15 protein-coding genes are annotated in these 21,251 nt (G+C 54.5%); 12 read left to right on the forward strand and 3 right to left on the reverse strand.

The window, feature by feature from the left end; translation table 11 throughout:
• Positions 1–13 precede the first annotated feature (13 nt).
• From NL510_RS05320 to mutH, 3 genes are all read right to left on the reverse strand, one after another.
• Positions 14–1,054 carry an NADP(H)-dependent aldo-keto reductase gene (locus tag NL510_RS05320; RefSeq protein ID WP_253382218.1) on the reverse strand — a complete coding sequence of 347 codons (1,041 nt, stop codon included), beginning with the start codon at positions 1,052–1,054 and terminating at the stop codon, positions 14–16.
• A gap of 131 nt (positions 1,055–1,185) precedes the next feature.
• Complete coding sequence (locus NL510_RS05325) at positions 1,186–1,404, reverse strand: YgdI/YgdR family lipoprotein (protein ID WP_253382220.1); 219 nt, start codon at positions 1,402–1,404, stop codon at positions 1,186–1,188.
• 128 nt (positions 1,405–1,532) lie between these two features.
• Complete coding sequence (mutH, locus tag NL510_RS05330) at positions 1,533–2,225, reverse strand: DNA mismatch repair endonuclease MutH (RefSeq protein WP_253382222.1); 693 nt, start codon at positions 2,223–2,225, stop codon at positions 1,533–1,535.
• A gap of 684 nt (positions 2,226–2,909) precedes the next feature.
• On the opposite strand from mutH, the gene rppH reads away from it, so the two are divergent.
• The 12 genes from rppH to recD all read left to right on the forward strand — a co-directional run bounded on the left by rppH (position 2,910) and on the right by recD (position 21,248).
• Positions 2,910–3,440 (forward strand): RNA pyrophosphohydrolase, encoded by a 531-nt coding sequence (rppH, locus tag NL510_RS05335; RefSeq protein WP_253382224.1) that lies wholly within the window; start codon positions 2,910–2,912, stop codon positions 3,438–3,440.
• A 12-nt stretch (positions 3,441–3,452) separates the two neighbouring features.
• Positions 3,453–5,699 carry a phosphoenolpyruvate--protein phosphotransferase gene (gene ptsP, locus NL510_RS05340; RefSeq protein ID WP_253382226.1) on the forward strand — a complete coding sequence of 749 codons (2,247 nt, stop codon included), beginning with the start codon at positions 3,453–3,455 and terminating at the stop codon, positions 5,697–5,699.
• A gap of 204 nt (positions 5,700–5,903) precedes the next feature.
• On the forward strand, positions 5,904–6,779 hold the full coding sequence (lgt, locus tag NL510_RS05345) for a prolipoprotein diacylglyceryl transferase (protein WP_253382228.1): 876 nt from the start codon (positions 5,904–5,906) through the stop codon (positions 6,777–6,779).
• Positions 6,780–6,785: 6 nt separating this feature from the next.
• The gene (thyA, locus tag NL510_RS05350) at positions 6,786–7,580 is read left to right on the forward strand and encodes a thymidylate synthase (RefSeq protein WP_253382230.1); all 795 of its coding nucleotides are present in this window, start codon (positions 6,786–6,788) and stop codon (positions 7,578–7,580) included.
• Between the two features lie 184 nt (positions 7,581–7,764).
• Positions 7,765–8,226 (forward strand): prepilin peptidase-dependent protein, encoded by a 462-nt coding sequence (locus tag NL510_RS05355; RefSeq protein WP_253382232.1) that lies wholly within the window; start codon positions 7,765–7,767, stop codon positions 8,224–8,226.
• Complete coding sequence (locus NL510_RS05360; protein ID WP_436299039.1) at positions 8,226–8,780, forward strand: prepilin peptidase-dependent protein; 555 nt, start codon at positions 8,226–8,228, stop codon at positions 8,778–8,780. Before NL510_RS05355 ends, NL510_RS05360 begins: the two co-directional genes overlap by 1 nt.
• Entirely contained in the window at positions 8,777–9,178 is a 402-nt protein-coding gene (locus NL510_RS05365) for a DUF2509 family protein (RefSeq protein ID WP_253382236.1), read from the forward strand. The genes NL510_RS05360 and NL510_RS05365 overlap by 4 nt, the downstream gene beginning before the upstream one ends.
• A complete protein-coding gene (locus tag NL510_RS05370) occupies positions 9,163–9,486 on the forward strand; it encodes a prepilin-type N-terminal cleavage/methylation domain-containing protein (protein ID WP_253382237.1) in 324 nt (107 codons plus the stop codon). Before NL510_RS05365 ends, NL510_RS05370 begins: the two co-directional genes overlap by 16 nt.
• 12 nt (positions 9,487–9,498) lie before the next feature.
• On the forward strand, positions 9,499–12,873 hold the full coding sequence (gene recC / locus NL510_RS05375; protein WP_253382239.1) for an exodeoxyribonuclease V subunit gamma: 3,375 nt from the start codon (positions 9,499–9,501) through the stop codon (positions 12,871–12,873).
• Positions 12,874–13,012: 139 nt separating this feature from the next.
• Positions 13,013–15,895 carry a pitrilysin gene (gene ptrA / locus NL510_RS05380; RefSeq protein ID WP_253382241.1) on the forward strand — a complete coding sequence of 961 codons (2,883 nt, stop codon included), beginning with the start codon at positions 13,013–13,015 and terminating at the stop codon, positions 15,893–15,895.
• On the forward strand, positions 15,892–19,434 hold the full coding sequence (recB, locus tag NL510_RS05385; protein WP_253382243.1) for an exodeoxyribonuclease V subunit beta: 3,543 nt from the start codon (positions 15,892–15,894) through the stop codon (positions 19,432–19,434). Before ptrA ends, recB begins: the two co-directional genes overlap by 4 nt.
• Positions 19,431–21,248 carry an exodeoxyribonuclease V subunit alpha gene (gene recD / locus NL510_RS05390; protein ID WP_253382245.1) on the forward strand — a complete coding sequence of 606 codons (1,818 nt, stop codon included), beginning with the start codon at positions 19,431–19,433 and terminating at the stop codon, positions 21,246–21,248. Before recB ends, recD begins: the two co-directional genes overlap by 4 nt.
• The last annotated feature ends 3 nt before the right edge of the window (positions 21,249–21,251 follow it).

Below are 21,251 nucleotides of genomic sequence, written 5' to 3' on the forward strand. Positions count from 1 at the left end.
CGTTTTGCATTTGTTACGGTGCCGGATAGGTATAGATTTGGTGCACGGCTTCAATCCCGGCTAACACCTCATCGCTCAGGTTCAGATGGAAACTGTCAATGTTAGTTTTCAACTGGTCCAGTGTTGTCGCACCCAGCAGGGTACTGGCGACAAACGGCTGACGACGCACGAAGGCCAGCGCCATCTGTGCCGGGTCGAGACCGTGACGCTTCGCGATATCCACATAGGCCGCAACGGCTTTTTGTGTCTGCTCACCGCTATAACGGGTAAAGCGGCTGAAGAGGGTATTACGCGCTCCGGCAGGCTTCGCGCCGTTCAGGTATTTACCCGTCAGCGTACCAAAGCCCAGGCATGAGTAAGCGAGCAATTCCACCTCCTCATACTGAGTTACCTCCGCCAGACCCACTTCATAGCTGCGGTTCAGCAAACTGTACGGGTTCTGGATGGTGACGATGCGCGGTAGATCGTGCTTATCTGCCAGATGCAGGTAACGCATTACGCCAAACGCGGTTTCGTTAGAGACGCCAATGTAGCGGATTTTCCCCGCGCGCTGACATTCCGTTAGCGCTTCAAGCGTTTCCAGCAGGCTAACAGCAGGCGCGCTGTCGTTCCAGCTATAGCCGAGCTTGCCAAAGCAGTTGGTTGGACGCTGCGGCCAGTGAACCTGGTAGAGATCAAGATAGTCAGTCTGCAGGCGTTTCAGGCTGTCATCCAGCGCGGCGCGGATATTTTTGCGATCGAGGATCTGGTTCGGGCGGATCCCGGCATCACTGTTACGCGAAGGTCCACTGACCTTCGAGGCGATCACCAGCTTTTCGCGGTTGCCGCGTTTTGCCAGCCAGTTGCCAACGTAGGTTTCGGTGAGCCCTTGTGTTTCCGGACGTGGAGGGACGGGGTACATTTCTGCGACATCAATCAGGTTAATGCCCTGGCTGACGGCATAATCGAGTTGCGCATGGGCATCGGCTTCGCTGTTTTGTTCACCAAATGTCATCGTGCCCAACCCCAGTTGGCTTATCTCCAGAGCGCTATGGGGGATACGGTGATAATGCATAGCCGGCTTCCTTTATTAGACATACGAACCGCGTCAGGAACTTCCCGACAAAGGAATATAAACATGGCAGAGGGGAAGCAAAAGGGGAAGAAAAAAATCAAAAAGGCCAGCAAGCCACTGACCTTTAACCGTTATCGTTCAATAATCTGGGAAACGTCGTCGCGGTTAATTTGCATATTGTTACCCTGCTGGTCACGGTAGCTCACCAGTCCGGTATCATCGTCGACTTCGGGTTTGCCATCGGTCAGGATCATTCGTCCATCTTTTGTAGACATGACGTAATCGCTGCTACAACCCGATACCGCAAACGCTAAACCGACGGCTGAAATTAACACTGCCCATTTTTTCATCGTTATCATCCTCATCTGGCTCGTATCAAATCATAGTCTAGTAATAACCTGATATTGCGACAGGAGGAAGTAGTTAAATCTTAAAAACCAGGCAATTGTGTTTAATAGCTCGCAAAATTCGTAAAAAACTAACTTTTTAGTAAAAAATGGCGAGCGAGCAGAGTGCCGGTAAAATTCTTCTTGAGATAGAAGCCGCGGGGCAAAGTCAGTATCGGTTCGCCACGTGTGCCTATCGCCTCGGTGAGGGCCTTGCTGTTTGCGGCTTTGGGACGAAGCTGTAACACTTCGCCATGGCGGGCAGTAATGCGCTCCACCTGCCCAAGCACGATCATATCCATCAGTTCTTCCCAATCCTGACTCAGTTGCCTTTCTTCATCCTCGTCAGGGCTCCAGAGCAGCGGCGCGCCAACACGGCGTTCCGCGAGAGGGATCTGACGTTCACCCTCAACCGGAACCCACAACACGCGCTTAAGTTTATGGCGAACGTGACTGGTTTCCCACGTCACCCCGGTATTACCGGTTAATGGCGCAACGCAAACAAAGGTAGTTTCCAGGGGGTTCCCCAGCCGATCGACAGGGATGGTCTTCAGCTCAACGCCCAGAGCGGCAAAGTCTTGCTCGGGCTTACTTCCCGCGCTTGCGCCAAGCCACAGTTCAAGCAACATGCCGATCCAGCCCTTATCCCGTTTAAGATCTTGCGGGATCGGCAACCTTGCCATCGCCGCCAGCTTGCCAAGTGAGAAGCCCGCCAGACGTTGTGCCTGCTGTAGCAACTCGGTTTCGCTGGAGGGCGGTGAAAGCAAGGGGGTAAGCAAATGCATAATAGTGACCTTTTGATTAAAAAATGAGCTAATAATTTATCCCTTGTGGATAGAGTTTAACTTTTTCTGTACTTATGTTCCATGTCTATGATTTAAATGTTTTTTTAACGTGTTTTGGACTATTGTCCCGGTGTCTGAAAACAGGTTGTTCAAATCTGGTCACTGACAATAAACAGGATCTTACACCATGTTATCCACAGAAAAATGGGATAACTGGGCATAACCCTCACTACTGTTTCCATTTACAGCCTTGACGTGCGATGAAAATCGAATTTTCAGGCAATTGGTGTCTAACTTAGTGGCACAATCTGTGGATAAAACCGATGCTGCTCGATCTTTCATCAGTACTACCATCGCTGATGTGATGATCATCACGTTATCGGGCGGATAATCCGGGGGGATATAGGTAATCTTCTGAAAATAAACGTTTATTATTTTAACCCTCAGCCGGCAGTAAGGGGAGCATTTGAGGTTGTCCATCGGTAATTCCACGCTTCTTCACAAGTATATCCACAGAAAAGGTGAATAAAATTGCCCTTGCTGGCGCTTATCTGTTTATAACTCGGCTGATATTTGTGAGTTATTCCAATGTTATTAGGTTACAAGCCTGAAAGAGAGTGGTTTACCGCCTCCCAGTAGTGTGAAACAATCATTCGCATATCAGGTTTAGTATGGGGTAGTCCGGTGATTGATGACGATGGCTACCGCCCAAACGTAGGAATAGTAATTTGTAATCGTCAGGGGCAGGTAATGTGGGCCCGGCGATATGGTCAGCACTCCTGGCAGTTCCCACAAGGTGGGATCAATTCAGGAGAGTCCCCAGAACAAGCGATGTACCGGGAGCTGTTTGAAGAAGTCGGTCTAAGCCGAAAAGATGTTCGCATCCTGGCTTCGACCCGCAACTGGTTGCGTTACAAGTTACCGAAACGTTTGGTGCGTTGGGACACAAAGCCGGTTTGTATCGGCCAGAAACAAAAATGGTTTCTATTGCAGTTAGTGGGCAACGATTCAGATATCAATATGCAAACCAGCAGTACGCCGGAATTTGATGGCTGGCGCTGGGTAAGCTACTGGTATCCTGTTCGTCAGGTCGTGTCCTTCAAGCGCGACGTTTACCGCAGGGTGATGAAAGAGTTCGCAAGTGTCGTCATGCAGCTTCAGGAGATCCCGCCTAAGCCGCAAAGCGCACCTGCCTGGCGACGTAAAAGAGGTTAAGCTACGCAAATCATGCTCACCCGCTTGCGAGAAATAGTCGAGAAGGTGGCCAGTGCGCCTCGTCTGAACGAGGCGCTGAATATTCTGGTCACTGACATCTGTCTTGCGATGGAAACCGAAGTTTGTTCGGTGTATTTGGCTGACCACGATCGGCGCTGCTATTACCTGATGGCGACGCGCGGATTAAAAAAACCCCGTGGCCGCACGGTAACGCTGGCTTTTGATGAAGGTATTGTTGGCCTGGTTGGACGGCTGGCTGAACCTATCAACCTCGCCGATGCGCAAAAACACCCCAGTTTTAAATTTATCCCTTCCGTAAAAGAGGAACGTTTTCGCGCTTTCCTGGGTGTGCCGATCATTCAGCGTCGCCAACTGCTTGGCGTGCTGGTGGTTCAGCAGCGTGAACTGCGCCAGTATGACGAAAGCGAAGAGTCTTTCCTGGTCACGCTGGCGACCCAGATGGCTGCAATTCTCTCCCAGTCTCAGCTTACTGCCCTGTTTGGACAATATCGTCATACGCGCATTCGTGCGCTCCCGGCCTCGCCGGGCGTGGCGATTGCCGAAGGCTGGATGGATGCGACATTGCCTTTAATGGAGCAGGTGTATGAAGCCTCTACCCTGGATGAGGCCCTCGAGCGTGAGCGCCTGACCGCTGCACTGGAAGAGGCCGCCAACGAATTCCGTCGCTACAGCAAACGCTTTTCTGCGGGAGCGCAAAAAGAGACGGCGGCCATCTTTGACCTCTATTCACACCTGCTTTCCGATGCGCGCCTGCGCCGTGAACTTTTTGCCGAAGTGGATAAAGGCTCGGTAGCCGAATGGGCGGTTAAAAAGGTCATTGAAAAATTTGCCGAGCAATTTGCCGCGCTGACGGAGGGTTATCTGAAGGAGCGGGCGGGAGATTTGCGTTCTTTGGGTCAGCGTTTGCTGTTCCACCTTGATGATACCATTCAGGGTTCGAATGCCTGGCCAAAACGGTTTGTACTGGTCGCGGATGAACTTTCGGCAACGACACTCGCTGAGCTGCCGCAGGACAGGCTGGCAGGCGTCGTGGTCCGCGATGGTGCCGCCAACTCCCATGCCGCTATTATGGTGCGTGCCCTCGGTATTCCTACCGTTATGGGCGCTGATATTCAGCCGTCGGTACTGCACCGACGCACGCTGGTGGTGGACGGATATCGCGGAGAACTGTTGGTCGATCCAGAGCCAGTCCTGCTCCAGGAGTACCAGCGTCTCATCAGTGAAGAAAATGAATTAAGCAAGCTGGTGGAAGATGACGTTAACCTGCCCGCGCAGCTCAAAAGCGGCGAGCGGATCAAGATCATGCTCAACGCCGGATTAAGCCCCGAACATGAAGAGAAGCTCGGCAGCCGTATTGACGGTATTGGACTGTACCGCACTGAAATCCCTTTCATGTTACAAAGCGGCTTCCCGTCTGAAGAGGAGCAGGTCGCGCAGTATCAGGGCATGTTGCAGATGTTTAATGACAAACCCGTTACGCTGCGTACCCTGGACGTCGGGGCGGATAAACAACTGCCGTACATGCCGATCAGTGAAGAAAACCCGTGCCTTGGCTGGCGTGGGATCCGCATCACCCTCGATCAGCCGGAGATCTTCCTGATCCAGGTGCGCGCCATGCTGCGTGCCAATGCGGCAACCGGGAACCTGAGCATCCTACTGCCGATGGTGACCAGTATTGACGAAATTGACGAGGCGCGACGCTTAATCGAACGTGCAGGGCGTGAAGTCGAAGAGATGATTGGCTATGCGATCCCCAAACCGCGCATCGGGATCATGCTCGAAGTGCCGTCAATGATCTTTATGCTGCCGCAACTGGCAAACCGGATCGATTTTGTCTCAGTCGGGACCAACGATCTGACGCAATATATTCTGGCCGTCGACCGTAACAATACGCGCGTTGCCAGTATCTACGACAACCTCCATCCTGGGGTGCTCCGGGCACTGGCGATGATCGCCCGAGAATCGGAGCAGTATGGTCTCGACCTGCGCCTGTGCGGTGAAATGGCGGGGGATTCAATGTGTGTTGCGATCCTGATTGGCCTTGGGTACCGCCACTTATCAATGAACGGCCGCTCGGTGGCGCGTGTGAAATATCTGTTGCGTCATATCGATATTGACGATGCCCGCGATCTGGCTAAGCGCAGCCTTGAAGCGCAGCTGGCGACGGAGGTGCGCCATCAGGTTGCCGCCTTCATGGAACGACGCGGCATGGGCGGCCTGATCCGCGGCGGGCGTTAAGCCGCTTTCGCACTTTCGCGGTGGGAGAAGGCGGGGTCCGGGCGCCAGCATGCACAAGACGGTATACACATCTTTTACATCGCAGGCGCATCCTCCGCGCCTGCCTTATGCTATGATTCGCAACTTTGGAGCCTCTGCCACCTGCAGACGCGCATTTTTACCGCTGTCCACTTTCAGCGGAATAACAAGACCTTGTGGTGACTGATGAACAGTGGTTATCTGCATTTTCCGGAGTTTGATCCGGTCATTTTCTCAGTAGGACCCGTCGCGCTTCACTGGTACGGTCTGATGTACCTGGTGGGCTTTATTTTCGCCATGTGGCTGGCGGGTCGTCGCGCCAGTCGTCCTGGCAGCGGCTGGACGAAAAACGAAGTCGAGAACCTGCTTTATGCCGGTTTCCTCGGCGTATTCCTCGGTGGCCGTATCGGCTACGTGCTGTTCTATAACTTCCCGGTGTTCCTGAGCGATCCGCTCTACCTGTTCCGCGTCTGGGATGGCGGCATGTCCTTCCATGGCGGCCTGATTGGCGTGATCCTGGTGATGGTTATCTTTGCCAAACGCACCAAACGTAACTTCTTCCAGGTGGCTGATTTTATTGCGCCGCTGATCCCGTTTGGTCTGGGAGCCGGACGTCTTGGCAACTTCATCAACGGCGAGCTGTGGGGAAGAGTGGATCCAGGCGTATCCTATACGATGCTGTTCCCGGGCTCGCGCGCCGAAGACATGGCCTTGCTGCCGTCCCATTCTGAATGGCAATCCATTTTCGATACCTACGGTGCTCTGCCTCGCCATATGTCCCAGCTCTATGAACTAGCGCTGGAAGGCGTGGTACTGTTTATCATTCTGAATCTGTTTATCCGCAAACCGCGTCCAATGGGGGCCGTCTCCGGCCTGTTCCTGATTGGCTACGGGGCATTCCGTATCATTGTCGAGTTTTTCCGCCAGCCGGATCAACAGTTCACCGGTGAATGGGTGCAGTACATCAGCATGGGGCAAATCCTCTCCATTCCGATGATTGTGGCGGGTGTCATAATGATGATTTGGGCGTATCGTCGTCGCCCACAGCAACAACTTTCCTGAGGAACCATGAAACAGTATCTTGAATTGATGAAAAGAGTGCTTGATGAGGGCACGCCGAAAAATGACCGTACCGGAACCGGCACGCTCTCTATTTTTGGCCACCAGATGCGCTTCAGTTTGCAAGAAGGCTTCCCACTGGTGACGACAAAGCGCTGCCACCTGCGCTCGATCATTCATGAACTGCTCTGGTTCCTGCAAGGCGATACCAATGTTGCTTATCTGCATGAAAACAATGTCTCCATCTGGGACGAATGGGCAGATGAAAACGGCAACCTCGGCCCGGTGTACGGTAAACAGTGGCGCGCGTGGCCAACGCCGGATGGCCGTCATATTGATCAGATCACCACCGTGATGAACCAGTTAAAAAATGACCCGGACTCGCGGCGGATCATTGTTTCTGCCTGGAACGTGGGTGAACTGGACAAAATGGCGCTGGCGCCGTGTCATGCATTCTTCCAGTTTTACGTGGCTGACGGCAAGCTCTCCTGCCAGCTTTACCAGCGCTCTTGCGACGTGTTCCTCGGCCTGCCGTTTAACATTGCCAGCTACGCGCTGTTAGTTCATATGATGGCGCAGCAGTGCGATCTGGACGTGGGTGATTTTGTCTGGACCGGCGGGGATACTCATCTGTACAGCAACCATATGGAGCAGACGCATCTGCAGTTAACCCGTGAACCACGTGCGCTGCCGAAACTGGTCATTAAACGTAAGCCGGACTCGATCTTTAATTACCGTTTTGACGATTTCGAGATTGAGGGGTATGACCCGCATCCTGGGATCAAAGCGCCCGTCGCCATCTGATACGCCAGATACTTACACAACCGGTGCTTTTTAGCGCCGGTTTTTTTTCGCCACGGGTTTATTTCCCGTGCAGGCATCCAGAAAAATGCAACGTCCTGCAACGGGCAACATATCTCTGGATAACGGCTCGTAACGTACTGATTTGAGGCTCGCTTAACTTCCCGTATTTCGCCACACTCCCGGCATGAACAAAGAAAACGGTTTTACGCTAATCGAAACCCTGGTTGCCATCACGCTGGTGGTGATTCTCAGCGCGACGGGTTTGTATGGCTGGGACAGCTGGCAACGCCAGCAGCGCTTGTGGCAAACCGCCGAACAAGTCCGGGACTACCTGGTGTTTCTGCGCAACGACGCAAATCGTTATAACCACGACCACCTGATAACGCTCCGGCGGCAGGGGGAACACCTTTGTCTTGAGAGCTCAAGGGTGCAAGGCTGTGAGAAGGGCAGTCCCTTTGTATTGCACCCGCTGTGGTCAGAAGTGACGATAAGCGAGATAACCCCTTCATTAGGGTTCTATGGATTAAGGGATACCGCATGGGCAGGAAGGATACGTGTGCAAAGCCGCGCAGGGGAATGGCTGATTATTGTCTCAAATGGCGGGCGAATCAGGATGTGCAGCACGGCCAAAGGCGGTGTTTGTTGATGAAGCAGCGCGGTTTTTCACTGACTGAAGTCCTGATAGCGATGGCGATCGGCAGCCTGTTGCTATTAAGTACCTCGCGTTTCTTGCCCGGTTTACAACAGGCTGTTTTACGCCAGTCAGGCCAGCGGGAGCTTGAAGAGGAGGTATGGCAACGTCTTTTTGCCATCGGCAAAGAGTTCCAGCGAGCAGGATATTGCGCTGGAAAGTGTCAGGGGCAGGCGTTGATCATCGCAGAACAAGGGCGTTGTGCCATTGTCCAATGGGATGCGAACAGCAACGGCAAATGGGACATGTCGGCGTCAGAAAATGAGCGTACGGGCTTTCGTCTGCAAGCGGGGGTACTTGAAAGCCTGCATGGGGCGAGCCATTGCGAGGGGAAGGGGTGGGAAAAACTCACCGATCCGGACAGGGTAATGATCCAGCAGTTTGTGGTCAGTAAAACGGAACATCCAGGGTTTGCGCCAGAGCTTAATATAGCACTGGCTGCCATCCGCAAAGGTGCACAGGGTGACGCTTATCAGGCCCACTATAGCGTCACGGGGTACAACCTTTGAACCCTCAGCGCGGAATGTCATCACTGGCATTGGTACTGCTTTTACTGGTGCTCGGCACGCTTATGCTCGGCGGACTCAACCAGCAACTCAGTTCGTTTAGCGCGCTGGTGGGCGGTGAGAGCCGTTCGGTCCAGGAGCAGGCATCGGTACAGTCAGCGCTGTCGTGGGGACGGGTACAACGCTGGGCGACAGCGCCTCAAGTTCAATGCAAAGCGGGGCCGACCGGGCGAGTTTGCGTGCGGTTACTGAGCGGGGCGAGGGTGTTGCTGATCGCCGGAAGCCGCAACCTCCTGTTGTGGCAACGCGGGGAGATTACGAACGGTCAGATACAGTTTTCGCTTCACGGCTGGAGCGACTTTTGCCCCTTAAAGGAGAGTGCGCTATGCCAGCTACCCTGAGCAGAGAACACGGTTTCAGCATGGTAGAAGTATTGCTGGCAATGATGCTGCTGGTGGTTATCGTAACGGCGCTGTCTGGCTATCACCGGGCGCTGGCGTCACGCTTCTTGATGTTTAATCAGTATCGGCAGCTATGGCACAACGTCTGGAATCAGTCACAACTGAGCGCGCATCCCCTGCCGGAAGGCTGGCAGGTAAACCGAGTGCAGACAATGCAGTCCGGATGTGTCAGCATCACGGTTACAGTTATTTCTCCTCTGGGGCGGCACGGCGCGATGACGCGTCTGCATTGCCCGGTTAGCCAGTAGTCGGGAGCGTCTATGTTAAGGGTCTACCACTCAAATCGTCTGGATGTGCTGGAAGCGCTGATGGAGTTTATTGTTGAGCGCGAGCGGCTTGACGATCCTTTTGAGCCTGAAATGGTGCTGGTGCAGAGCACCGGTATGGCACAGTGGCTGCAAATGTCGTTGTCGCGGAAATTTGGCATTGCGGCGAACATCGAATTTCCGCTGCCTGCGAGCTTTATCTGGGAAATGTTTGTTCGCGTATTGCCGGACATTCCTGAACAGAGCGCGTTCAACAAGCAAAGTATGAGCTGGAAGCTGATGTCGCTGTTACCGGATATGCTTATGCGCGATGAGTTTACCATGCTGCGTCATTATCTGAATGACGACACCGACAAACGCAAGCTGTTCCAGCTGGCATCGCGCACTGCCGATCTCTATGACCAGTATTTAGTATACCGCCCCGAGTGGCTGACTCACTGGGAAGAGGGTGAACTGGTGGAAGGATTACAGGAGGCGCAAATTTGGCAGGCGCCGCTGTGGAAAGCGTTGGTTGAGCATACCGAACAGCTCGGCCAGCCTAAATGGCACCGTGCCAATCTTTATGACCGGTTTATCTCAATACTTGAAAATGCATTGGAGCGCCCGGCCCGGCTGCCGTCACGCGTTTTTATCTGCGGAATATCCGCCTTACCGCCGGTGTATCTGCAAGCGTTGAGTGCCCTGGGCAAGCATATTGATATTCATATTCTGTTTACCAACCCTTGCCGACAGTATTGGGGAGACATCCTCGACGAACGCTGGCTTTCACGGCTGGTGACCCGCCAAAGAAAGCGCCTTTTCGAAGAACGTAGCGTGCCGTTGTTTAAAGACAGCGAAACCGCCGCCCAGCTTTTCAATGACGAGGGAATTCAGGATCTGCCAAACCCGCTGCTCGCCTCCTGGGGCAAGCTGGGGCGTGATTATGTCCATATGCTCTCTGACATCACCGCTTCAGGTGAAGGCGATGTGGATGCGTTTGTTGAGATCCCGCCGGACAGCCTGCTGCACAACATCCAGTTAGATATTCTGGATCTGGAAAACCGTTCTGTAATGGGCGTTACGGCGCAAGAATATGAACGCAGTGACGGTAAACGCGTGCTGGATCCGGACGATCGTAGTATCACCCTTCATGTTTGCCACAGCCCACAACGTGAAGTCGAAATCCTTCACGACCGACTGCTGGCGATGCTGCAGGACGATCCCACGCTAACGCCGCGTGATATCGTGGTGATGGTGGCGGATATCGACAGCTACAGTCCCTTTATTCAGGCCGTATTTGGTAGTGCAACGGGGGAGCGTTACCTGCCCTATGCTATCTCTGACCGCCGTGCGCGCCAGTCTCACCCGGCATTACAGGCATTTGTCTCCCTTCTTTCACTGCCTGACAGCCGGTTTATTTCTGAGGATGTGCTGGCATTGCTTGATGTGCCAGTCCTGGCCGCACGTTTCAATATCAATGAAGAAGGCCTCCGTTACCTTCGTCAGTGGGTTAACGAGTCTGGGGTGCGCTGGGGAATAGATGACGATAACGTTCTGGAGTTTGAACTCCCGCCAACGGGCCAACACACCTGGCGTTTTGGTTTGACCCGTATGCTGCTGGGCTATGCCATGGAAAGTAACCAGGGCGAGTGGAATGAAGTACTGCCCTACGATGAGTCCACCGGGTTAATTGCTGAACTGGTGGGCTATTTAGCCTCGCTGCTGATGCAGCTTAACCGCTGGCGACGTGACCTTATGCAGCCGCGCCCGCTGGCAGAGTGGCTCCCGGTTTGCCGTGAAATGCTCAATGATTTCTTCCTGCCAGACAGTGAAACCGAGGCCGCGATGGCACTCATTGAGAAGCAGTGGCAGGCGATCGTTGATGAGGGTGTCACTTCGCACTATACCGAAGCCGTCCCTTTGTCTCTTCTGCGTGATGAACTGACCCAGCGTCTCGATCAGGAACGCATCAGCCAGCGTTTCCTGGCGGGGCCTGTGAATATTTGCACCCTGATGCCAATGCGTTCTATCCCGTTCAGGGTGGTGTGCCTGCTTGGTATGAACGATGGTATTTATCCACGCGCGCTGGCGCCGCTGGGCTTTGATTTAATGAGTCCGGCCCCGAAACGGGGCGATCGTAGCCGTCGTGATGACGACCGCTATCTCTTCCTCGAGGCGCTTATTTCCGCCCAGAGTAAGCTCTATATCAGCTATATCGGTCGTTCGATTCAGGACAATAGCGAGCGTTTTCCGTCAGTGCTGGTCCAGGAACTGGTGGACTATATCGGCCAGAGCCACTTTTTGCCTGGCGACGAAGCGTGTAACTGTGATGAAAGCGAACAACGGGTGAAGGCGCACATTACCTGTTACCACAGTCGTATGCCGTTTGACCCGGTGAACTACATTGCCAACGAACGCCAGAGCTATGCCCACGAGTGGCTCCCGGCAGCGAAGAATGCGGGGATGGCGACCGGGGACTTTATTCAGGAGCTTGATACACGGCCAATTGAAACCCTGACCTTTGAACAGCTTCAGCGCTTTTGGGCACATCCGGTACGCGCATTCTTCCAGCAGCGCCTGCAGGTTAGCTTCCGTTCTGAAGAGAGCGAAATTCCTGACGCAGAACCTTTCACTCTTGAAGGGCTGGAACGTTATCAGTTAAATCTGCAGCTTCTGAATGCCCTGGTTGAGCAGGAAGATGCCGACAGGCTTTTCCGTCGCTACCGTGCCGCCGGGCAATTGCCTTATGGGGCATTCGGAGAAATTGCCTGGGATGCGCAGTGTCAGGAGATGAAGGCGCTGGCCGATCGCGTTCTTGAGTGTCGGCAGCCTGCTAAAAGCGTGGAAATCGATCTCGACTGTAACGGTATACAGCTTACTGGCTGGCTAACCCAGGTTCAGCCGGATGGGCTTTTGCGCTGGCGGCCAGCTATGTTGAGCGTTTCACAAGGTTTGCAACTCTGGCTTGAACATCTTGTTTTCAGTGCGGGTGGTCATGAAGGTGAAAGCAGAATCTTCGTGCGTAATGAAGGTGGATGGCGTTTCCCGCCAATGGCGGCGGATCGGGCGTTAGATTATTTATCGCTCTATATTGAAGGTTACCGCCGGGGAATGAATAAGCCTCTGCTTTTACTGCCAGAAAGTGGAGGGGCGTGGATAAAAGCCTGTTATGACGTGCAGAATGATGCCATGTTAACGGATGACGTTTCGCGACAGAAGGCGCGGAGCAAATTTGTTCAGGCCTATGAAGGCAATATGATGGTGCGGGGCGAGGGCGAAGATGTCTGGTATCAACGTTTATGGCGAACGCTTGAACCTGAATATTATGAGGTTATCACACAAGAGGCACAGCGCTATCTGTTACCGTTGTTCAAATTTAATCAGTCCTAGGAGCTGTATGAAAATTGCGCAGCATGGGGTGTTCATTTAATATGCACCTTTTATCACGGAGTGATGCACGCAGAAAAGAGTTGCTGGCCTGTCCAGCAGGCAGTTTGTTAATGATGTAGCCGTGATAAAGAGGTCGTGAATGCCAGGCAGCACCTTGTTCAAAGCGTTAGTTTTGTTTGTCGCCCTTTGGGCTCCCGTCACTCAGGCAAACTCCGGTTGGCAACCCATCCAGGAAACTATCCGTAAGAGCGAAAAAGATCCTCGTCAGTATCAGGCCATTCGCCTGGACAACGGCATGACCGTGCTGCTGGTATCCGATCCGCAGGCAGTTAAATCGCTTTCGGCGCTGGTGGTGCCGGTTGGGTCGCTGGAAGACCCTGACGCGCACCCGGGGCTTGCGCACTATCTGGAACATATGACGCTGATGGGGTCCAAAAAATACCCACAGCCAGATAGCCTGGCCGAATTTCTGAAAATGCATGGCGGCAACCATAACGCCAGCACTGCACCGTACCGTACCGCATTTTATCTCGAAGTTGAAAACGATGCGCTGAACGGAGCCGTAGACCGTCTGGCGGACGCTATCGCCGCCCCCCTGCTGGATAAAAAATACGCAGACCGCGAACGTAATGCCGTGAATGCTGAGCTGACTATGGCCCGCACGCGAGACGGTATGCGCATGGCTCAGGTCAGCGCTGAGACCATCAACCCGGCGCACCCCGGTTCACGCTTTTCCGGTGGCAATCTGCAGACGCTGAGCGATAAACCGCACAGTCCGGTACTGGATGCGTTGCATGCGTTTCGCGATAAATACTACTCCGCTAACCTCATGAAAGCCGTCATTTACAGCAACCAACCGTTGCCAGCGCTGGCAAACATGGCAGCACAAACCTTTGGCAGAGTGCCCAATAAAAACATCGACCTGCCGCAGATCACTATCCCGGTGGTGACGGATGCGCAAAAAGGGATTCTCATTCACTATGTGCCTGCGATGCCGCGCAAAGTGTTACGCGTGGAGTTCCGTATTGATAACAACACGGCGCAGTTCCGCAGTAAAACGGACGAGCTGGTGACCTATCTGCTGGGAAACCGTAGTCCGGGCACACTTTCTGACTGGCTGCAAAAGCAGGGGCTGGTGGAAGGAATTCGTGCCGATTCTGACCCTGTCGTGAACGGCAATGGCGGCGTACTGGCGATTTCCGCGACCCTGACGGACAAAGGTCTGGCGCACCGCGACGATGTCGTGGCAGCCATCTTTAGCTATCTCTCTTTGCTGCGTGATAGGGGGATCGATAAACGCTATTTCGACGAGCTGGCACACGTGCTGGATCTCGATTTTCGTTACCCGTCAATCACACGTGACATGGACTACGTCGAATGGCTGGCGGACACCATGATCCGCGTGCCAGTGGAACACACGCTGGATGCGGTCAATATCGCTGATCAATATGACCCCGAGGCACTGAAAGCGCGGCTGGCGATGATGACGCCACAGAACGCACGTATCTGGTACATCAGCCCGAACGAGCCACATAATCAAACGGCCTATTTTGTCGATGCTCCATATCAGGTCGATAAAATCAGCGCCCAAACCTTGGCTGCCTGGCAGAAAAAGGCCGCTGGGATCGCCCTGTCGTTGCCGGAAGTGAACCCGTATATCCCGGATGATTTCACGCTGGTCAACACAGCAAAAGCCTGGCCGCATCCGAAACTCATTGTTGATGAGCCGACGTTGCGCGTGGTTTATACCCCTAGCCGCTATTTCGTCAGTGAGCCAAAAGCCGATATCAGCGTCGTGCTGCGCAATCCGAAAGCAATGGATAGCGCCAGAAATCAGGTGCTGTTTGCGCTTAACGATTATCTGGCCGGTATCGCTCTCGATCAGCTCAGCAACCAGGCCGCCGTTGGGGGGATAGGCTTTTCAACCAACGCCAATAACGGGCTGATGGTGAATGCCAACGGCTATACCCAGCGCTTGCCGCAGCTGTTCCAGGCATTGCTGGAAGGCTATTTTAGCTACACACCAACCGAAGAGCAGCTTGAGCAGGCCAAATCCTGGTATGCCCAGATGATGGATTCTGCTGAGAAAGGTAAGGCTTACGATCAGGCCATTATGCCTGCGCAGATGGTGTCGCAAATTCCGTACTTCCAGCGTGAAGACCGCCGTGCGTTGCTGCCGTCCATTTCATTAAAAGAGGTGCTGACCTACCGTGATGCGCTGAAAACTAATACCCGTCCGGAATTTCTGATTGTCGGAAATATGCGTGAGGATCAGGCGAAAACTCTGGCAGAAAATGTTCGCACGCAGCTTGGCTCGAAGGGCGAAGCGTGGTGTCGCAACCAGGATGTGCTGGTTGAGAAAAAACAAAATGTGATATTTGAAAAAGCGGGCAGCAGCACAGATTCCGCACTGGCGGCGGTATTTGTACCTACGGGCTATGATGAGTTTTCCAGCTCGGCGCAGAGTGCGGTGCTGGGGCAAATCATTCAGCCGTGGTTCTATAATCAACTGCGCACGGAAGAGCAACTGGGCTATGCGGTCTTTGCCTTTTCAATGAACGTCGGCCGTCAGTGGGGGCTCGGCTTCCTGCTGCAAAGCAGTGATAAACAGCCTGCCTACCTCTGGCAGCGTTATCAGGCCTTTTTCCCCCTGGCTGAGCAAAAACTGCGTGCCATGAAGCCGGAGGAGTTTGCGCAGATCCAGCAAGCCGTGATCGCGCAGGTAATGCAGCCCCCGCAGACGTTAAGTGATGAAGCCTCCCAACTCAGCAAAGATTTCGATCGCGGTAATCTTAAATTTGATTCGCGTGATAAAATAGTGGCCGAGATAAAACAGCTGACGCCTCAGAAGGTTGCCGACTTCTTCCATCAGGCGGTGGTTAAACCGCAGGGAATGGCCATTATTTCTGAAGTTTCCGGCAGCCAAAACGGGAAAGCGGAATACGTTAACTCGCAAGGCTGGAAAGTCTGGAAAAGCGTCAGTGCACTGCAGCAATCAATGCCCTGGAGTAAGAAAGAATGACCGATACTGCTGAGTCCCTTGATCCCTTACGTTTACCGCTGCGGGGTGAACGATTGATTGAAGCCTCAGCGGGAACGGGAAAGACCTTCACCATTGCCGCGCTCTATCTGCGTCTGCTGTTAGGACTTGGCGGCAACACCGCTTTCCCGCGTCCGCTTAGCGTGGAAGAACTGCTGGTTGTCACTTTCACCGAGGCCGCCACCGCCGAGCTGCGCGGCCGTATTCGTGCCAATATCCACGAGCTGCGCATCGCCTGCCTGCGCCAGAGCACGGATAACCCACTTTATACGGCCCTGCTGGAAGAGATTACCGATAAACAGCAGGCTGCCCAATGGCTTTTGTTAGCCGAGCGGCAAATGGATGAGGCGTCCGTCTTCACTATTCACGGCTTTTGTCAGCGCATGCTGAGCCTGAATGCGTTTGAGTCCGGTATGCTGTTTGAACAGCAGCTCATTGAGGATGAGTCCGAGATTCGCTATCAGGCCTGCGCAGATTTCTGGCGTCGTTACTGTTATCCGTTACCGCGCGATATTGCCGAGGCTGTACACGCGTTATGGAAAGGCCCTGAAGCGCTTCTGCGCGCCATTGAGCGTTATCTGCAGGGGGAAGCTCCGGTTATTAAATCCCCGCCGCCAGCAGATGAATCTCTCGCCTCGCGCCATGAAAAAATTGTCGCGCAAATTGCTTCGTTAAAGCAAAAGTGGAATGCATCAGTCGGTGAGATTGCGGGAGTAATCGAAAACTCCGGCATCGACAGACGCAAGTTTAACCGGGGTAATCAGGGGAAATGGATAGACAAGATCAGTGCCTGGGCCCAGGAGGAGACGCGCGGTTACCAGCTTCCTGAGGCGCTGGAAAAATTCGCCCAGCGTTTTTTGGTTGAGCGCACCAAAGTCGATGGCATTGTCCCTGAGCATCCGTTGTTTGTTGCCATTGAGGCCCTTCTGGCTGAGCCGTTAACCCTTAACGATCTCATTATCACTCGCGCCATGACCGAGATCCGTGAGGCGGTCTCGCGTGAAAAACGCCGCCGGGGCGAGCTCGGGTTTGACGATATGCTGAGCCGTCTGGATGCCGCGCTGTGCAGCGAAAATGGCGAAGCGCTTGCGAATGCTATCCGTACCCGTTTTCCGGTCGCGATGATTGATGAATTTCAGGATACCGACCCGCAGCAATACCGTATTTTCCGGCGTATCTGGCGAGAACAACCGGACACCGCCCTGTTGCTGATTGGCGATCCTAAGCAGGCTATCTATGCTTTCCGTGGCGCCGATATTTTCACCTACATGAAAGCCCGAAGCGAAGTTGCCGCCCATTACACCCTGGACACCAACTGGCGTTCATCTCCCGGTATGGTTGAAAGCGTCAACGCGCTTTTCAAACGTATGGACGCCGCTTTCATGTTCAAGGAAATCCCCTTTACGCCGGTAAAATTTGCCGGGAAAAATGCCTCCCTGCGCTTCGAGTTTAAGGGGGCGGTTCAGCCAGCCATGCACTTCTGGCTGTTGGACGGTGAAGGCTGCGGCATCGCGGACTATCAGAATGCGATGGCGCAGCACTGCGCGGCACAAATTCGGGACTGGCTTAGCGCGGGCACGCGCGGTGAGGCGGTGCTATGGAAGGGGAGTGAAGCATCCCCTGTTAAGGCATCCGATATTACCGTGCTGGTGCGTAGCCGCCATGAGGCCTCGCTGATGCGAGATGCCCTGACGTTACTGAATATTCCGTCGGTTTATCTCTCCAACCGCGACAGCGTTTTTGAAACTCTGGAAGCGCAGGAGATGCTATGGCTGCTGCAGGCCGTTCAGGCCCCAGAGCGAGAAAGCACGCTTCGCAGCGCGCTGGCAAGCTCTATGCTGGGGCTAAACGCCCGGGATATCGATACGCTCAACAATGATGAAACCGCCTGGGATGCGGTAGTCGAAGAGTTTGTTCACTACCGGGAGCGCTGGCAGAAACGTGGCGTGATGGCGATGCTGCGCGAACTGATCGCGCAGCGTCACATTGCGGAGAATATGCTCGCCACGGCGGGCGGTGAGCGTCGCCTGACCGATATTCTGCACATCAGTGAGCTGCTACAGGAAGCGGGCACGCAACTGGAGAGCGAGCACGCCCTGGTGCGCTGGCTGTCGCAGCACATTGCCGATCCAAACTGTAATGCCTCTGCTCAGCAGATGCGCCTGGAAAGTGATAAACATCTGGTGCAAATCGTCACCATCCACAAGTCGAAAGGGCTGGAATATCCGCTTGTCTGGCTGCCGTTTATCGCCAATTATCGCGTACAGGATCAGGCGTTTTATCACGATCGCGACTCGTTTGAAGCCGTGCTCGACCTCAGCAATGCCGAAACCAGCGTCGAGCTGGCCGAAGCCGAGCGTCTGGCGGAAGATTTACGCCTGCTGTATGTGGCGTTGACCCGTTCGGTCTGGCACTGCAGTCTGGGGGTGGCACCACTCTTTCGCCGTCGTGGCGAAAAGGCAGGGGAGAGCGATTTTCATCTGAGCGCCCTCGGACGGCTCATCCAGCTTGGCGAGCCGAAAGATGCGGCAGGGCTGCGTCAGTGCATTGAATCGCTGTGTGGCGATCATATTGCACTGCTTATCCCGGCATCGCCCGATACTACCCGCTGGCAGATGCCAGAGCAGCCCGAGCCTGAGCTGAATGCGCGTCAGATAGCACGAACCATTGCCGATGACTGGCGCGTGACCAGCTACTCCGGTTTACAGCAGCACGGACAAAGCATCGCTCTGGATCTCATGCCAAAACTTGACGTGGATGCCGCCGGGGCTGGTAGCGTATCGCCAGAACCGCTACTGACGCCGCATCAATTTCCGCGCGGTGCGTCACCGGGCACGTTTTTGCATAGCCTGTTTGAAGAGCTGGACTTCACCCAGCCTGTCTCTGAGGCGTGGGTGCTGCAGATGTTGCAGAGTGGTGGCTACGAGGCGCATTGGCAGCCGGTACTCACCGAGTGGATCCGCACTGTTTTGCACGCCCCGCTGACAGAGCAGGGGATTTCTCTCAGCCAACTGACCGCCAAAGATAAGCAAGTGGAGATGGAGTTTTATCTCCCCATTTCCAGTCCTCTGAAGGCCGATGCGCTTGATGCGCTGATACGCGAGCACGATCCGCTATCAGCCGGTTGCTCGCCGCTCAATTTCCGCCAGGTTCAGGGGATGTTAAAAGGGTTTATCGACCTCGTTTTTCGTCATGAAGGGCGATACTACTTGTTAGATTACAAATCAAACTGGCTTGGCGAAAACAGCGAAGCCTATACCCGGCAGGCGATGATCTCAGCCATGCAAATGCACCGCTACGATCTGCAGTATCAACTGTACTCCCTGGCGCTGCATCGTTATTTACGTCATCGCATTGCCGATTACCGCTATCAGGAGCACTTTGGTGGCGTGATTTATCTGTTCTTACGGGGGGTAGATGCGGCTGACCCGACAACCGGTATTTTCACTACGCGCCCGGATGCGCTATTGATTGAAAAAATGGATAACCTGTTTGCCGCAACTACGGAGGAGGTGATATGACGATGCAGGAACGCTTGCTGGACGCGGTAGAGCAACGCGTGTTACGTCAACTGGACGTCCAGTTCGCGATGATGGTCGCGGATGAGCCCGCCGTGATGCTTGCTGCCGCTATACTGAGCAAAGACGCAGGTGAAGGACACGTTTGCCTGCCGCTTGCGCGTCTGGTGAGAGACGAGAAAATGTCCGCCCCCCTGCAGGCCTGCTTCGCTCTGCTCGGAGAGTCCGTGGACTGGCAGACGGTACTACAGCGTTCCTCCGCCGTGAGTTGCGCAGAGACCCGGACGCCGATTATCCTCATCGGCGAGCGTTTATACCTTAACCGTTTGTGGCGTAACGAACTCACGGTTGCTCGCTTCTTTAGCGAAACTAACGCTCCGCTTCCCTTTGAAGAAGCGCGCCTTCGGCAAACGCTGGATGCGTTATTCACAGCACAAGAGGCCACTGACTGGCAAAAAGTCGCTGCTGCGGTGGCGTTAACGCGGCGTATTTCGGTGATTTCTGGCGGCCCGGGAACGGGAAAAACAACCACGGTGGCAAAACTGCTCGCCGCGCTGATCCAGTTATCGGGCGAGCAAAAGTGCCGTATTCGCCTGGCCGCGCCGACCGGGAAGGCGGCAGCGCGTCTGACAGAATCGTTAGGCGGCGCACTGCATCAACTTCCTCTGACCGAAGCGCAGCGTGTCCTGTTCCCCAACGAAGCCAGCACCCTGCACCGGTTGCTCGGCGCACAGCCGGGTAGCCAGCGCCTGCGTTACCATGCCGGCAATCCGCTGCATCTTGATGTGCTGGTGGTGGATGAAGCCTCAATGATCGACCTGACGATGATGTCGCGCTTGATTGATGCGTTACCGCCGCACGCACGCGTTATATTCCTGGGCGATCGCGATCAGCTTGCCTCCGTTGAGGCCGGTGCGGTGCTGGGTGATATTTGCATGTATGCCAGCCACGGCTACACGTCTGAGCGAGCCAGCGAGCTTTCGCGTCTTACGGGATGTGCACTGGAAGGCGACAGCAACCCTGTGGCGGGAGCACTGCGCGATAGCCTGTGTCTGCTGCAAAAAAGCTACCGTTTCGGCAGTGATTCCGGCATCGGACATCTGGCTGCGGCGGTTAACAGAGGCGATCGTCATAGTGCGCGCGCGGTGTTCGACGGCACTTTCAGCGATATCGAAAAAAAATCGCTGCAAACCGGAGACGCGTATCAGGCGATGCTTGATGATGCCCAACAGGGTTATCAGCATTTTTTAACCTGTGTACAGCAGCAACACCCCCCCGAACAGGTCATTGCGGCATTTGGCGAATACCAACTTTTGTGCGCGCTAAGGGAAGGGCCGTTTGGCGTAAGCGGTCTGAACGACAGGCTGGAGCAGTTACTGGCCCAGAGGCGCAAGGTAGCCCGGTTGCCGCACTCCCGCTGGTATGAAGGGCGGCCAGTGATGATTTCCCGCAACGATAGCGCGCTGGGACTGTTTAACGGTGACATCGGGATTGCGCTAGACAGGGGGCAGGGGCTACGCGTCTGGTTCCTGATGCCGGATGGTCGCGTGAAGTCCGTGCAGCCAAGCCGGTTGCCAGACCATGACACCGCGTGGGCAATGACGGTACATAAATCCCAGGGCTCGGAGTTCAACCATGCGGCGCTGATTCTGCCGACGCAGCTTTCGCCGGTGATGACCCGCGAGCTGATTTACACCGCCGTAACCCGCGCACGCCAGCGCTTGTCGCTGTATGCCGATGAAAACGTGCTGGCGCAGGCCATTGCCGCCCGTACGGAACGTCGAAGTGGGCTAAGCGCGATTTTCGAGACCGCCTGAGTG

Origin of the sequence: unidentified bacterial endosymbiont (assembly GCF_918797525.1) — a bacterium.
Taxonomy (GTDB): domain Bacteria; phylum Pseudomonadota; class Gammaproteobacteria; order Enterobacterales; family Enterobacteriaceae; genus Enterobacter.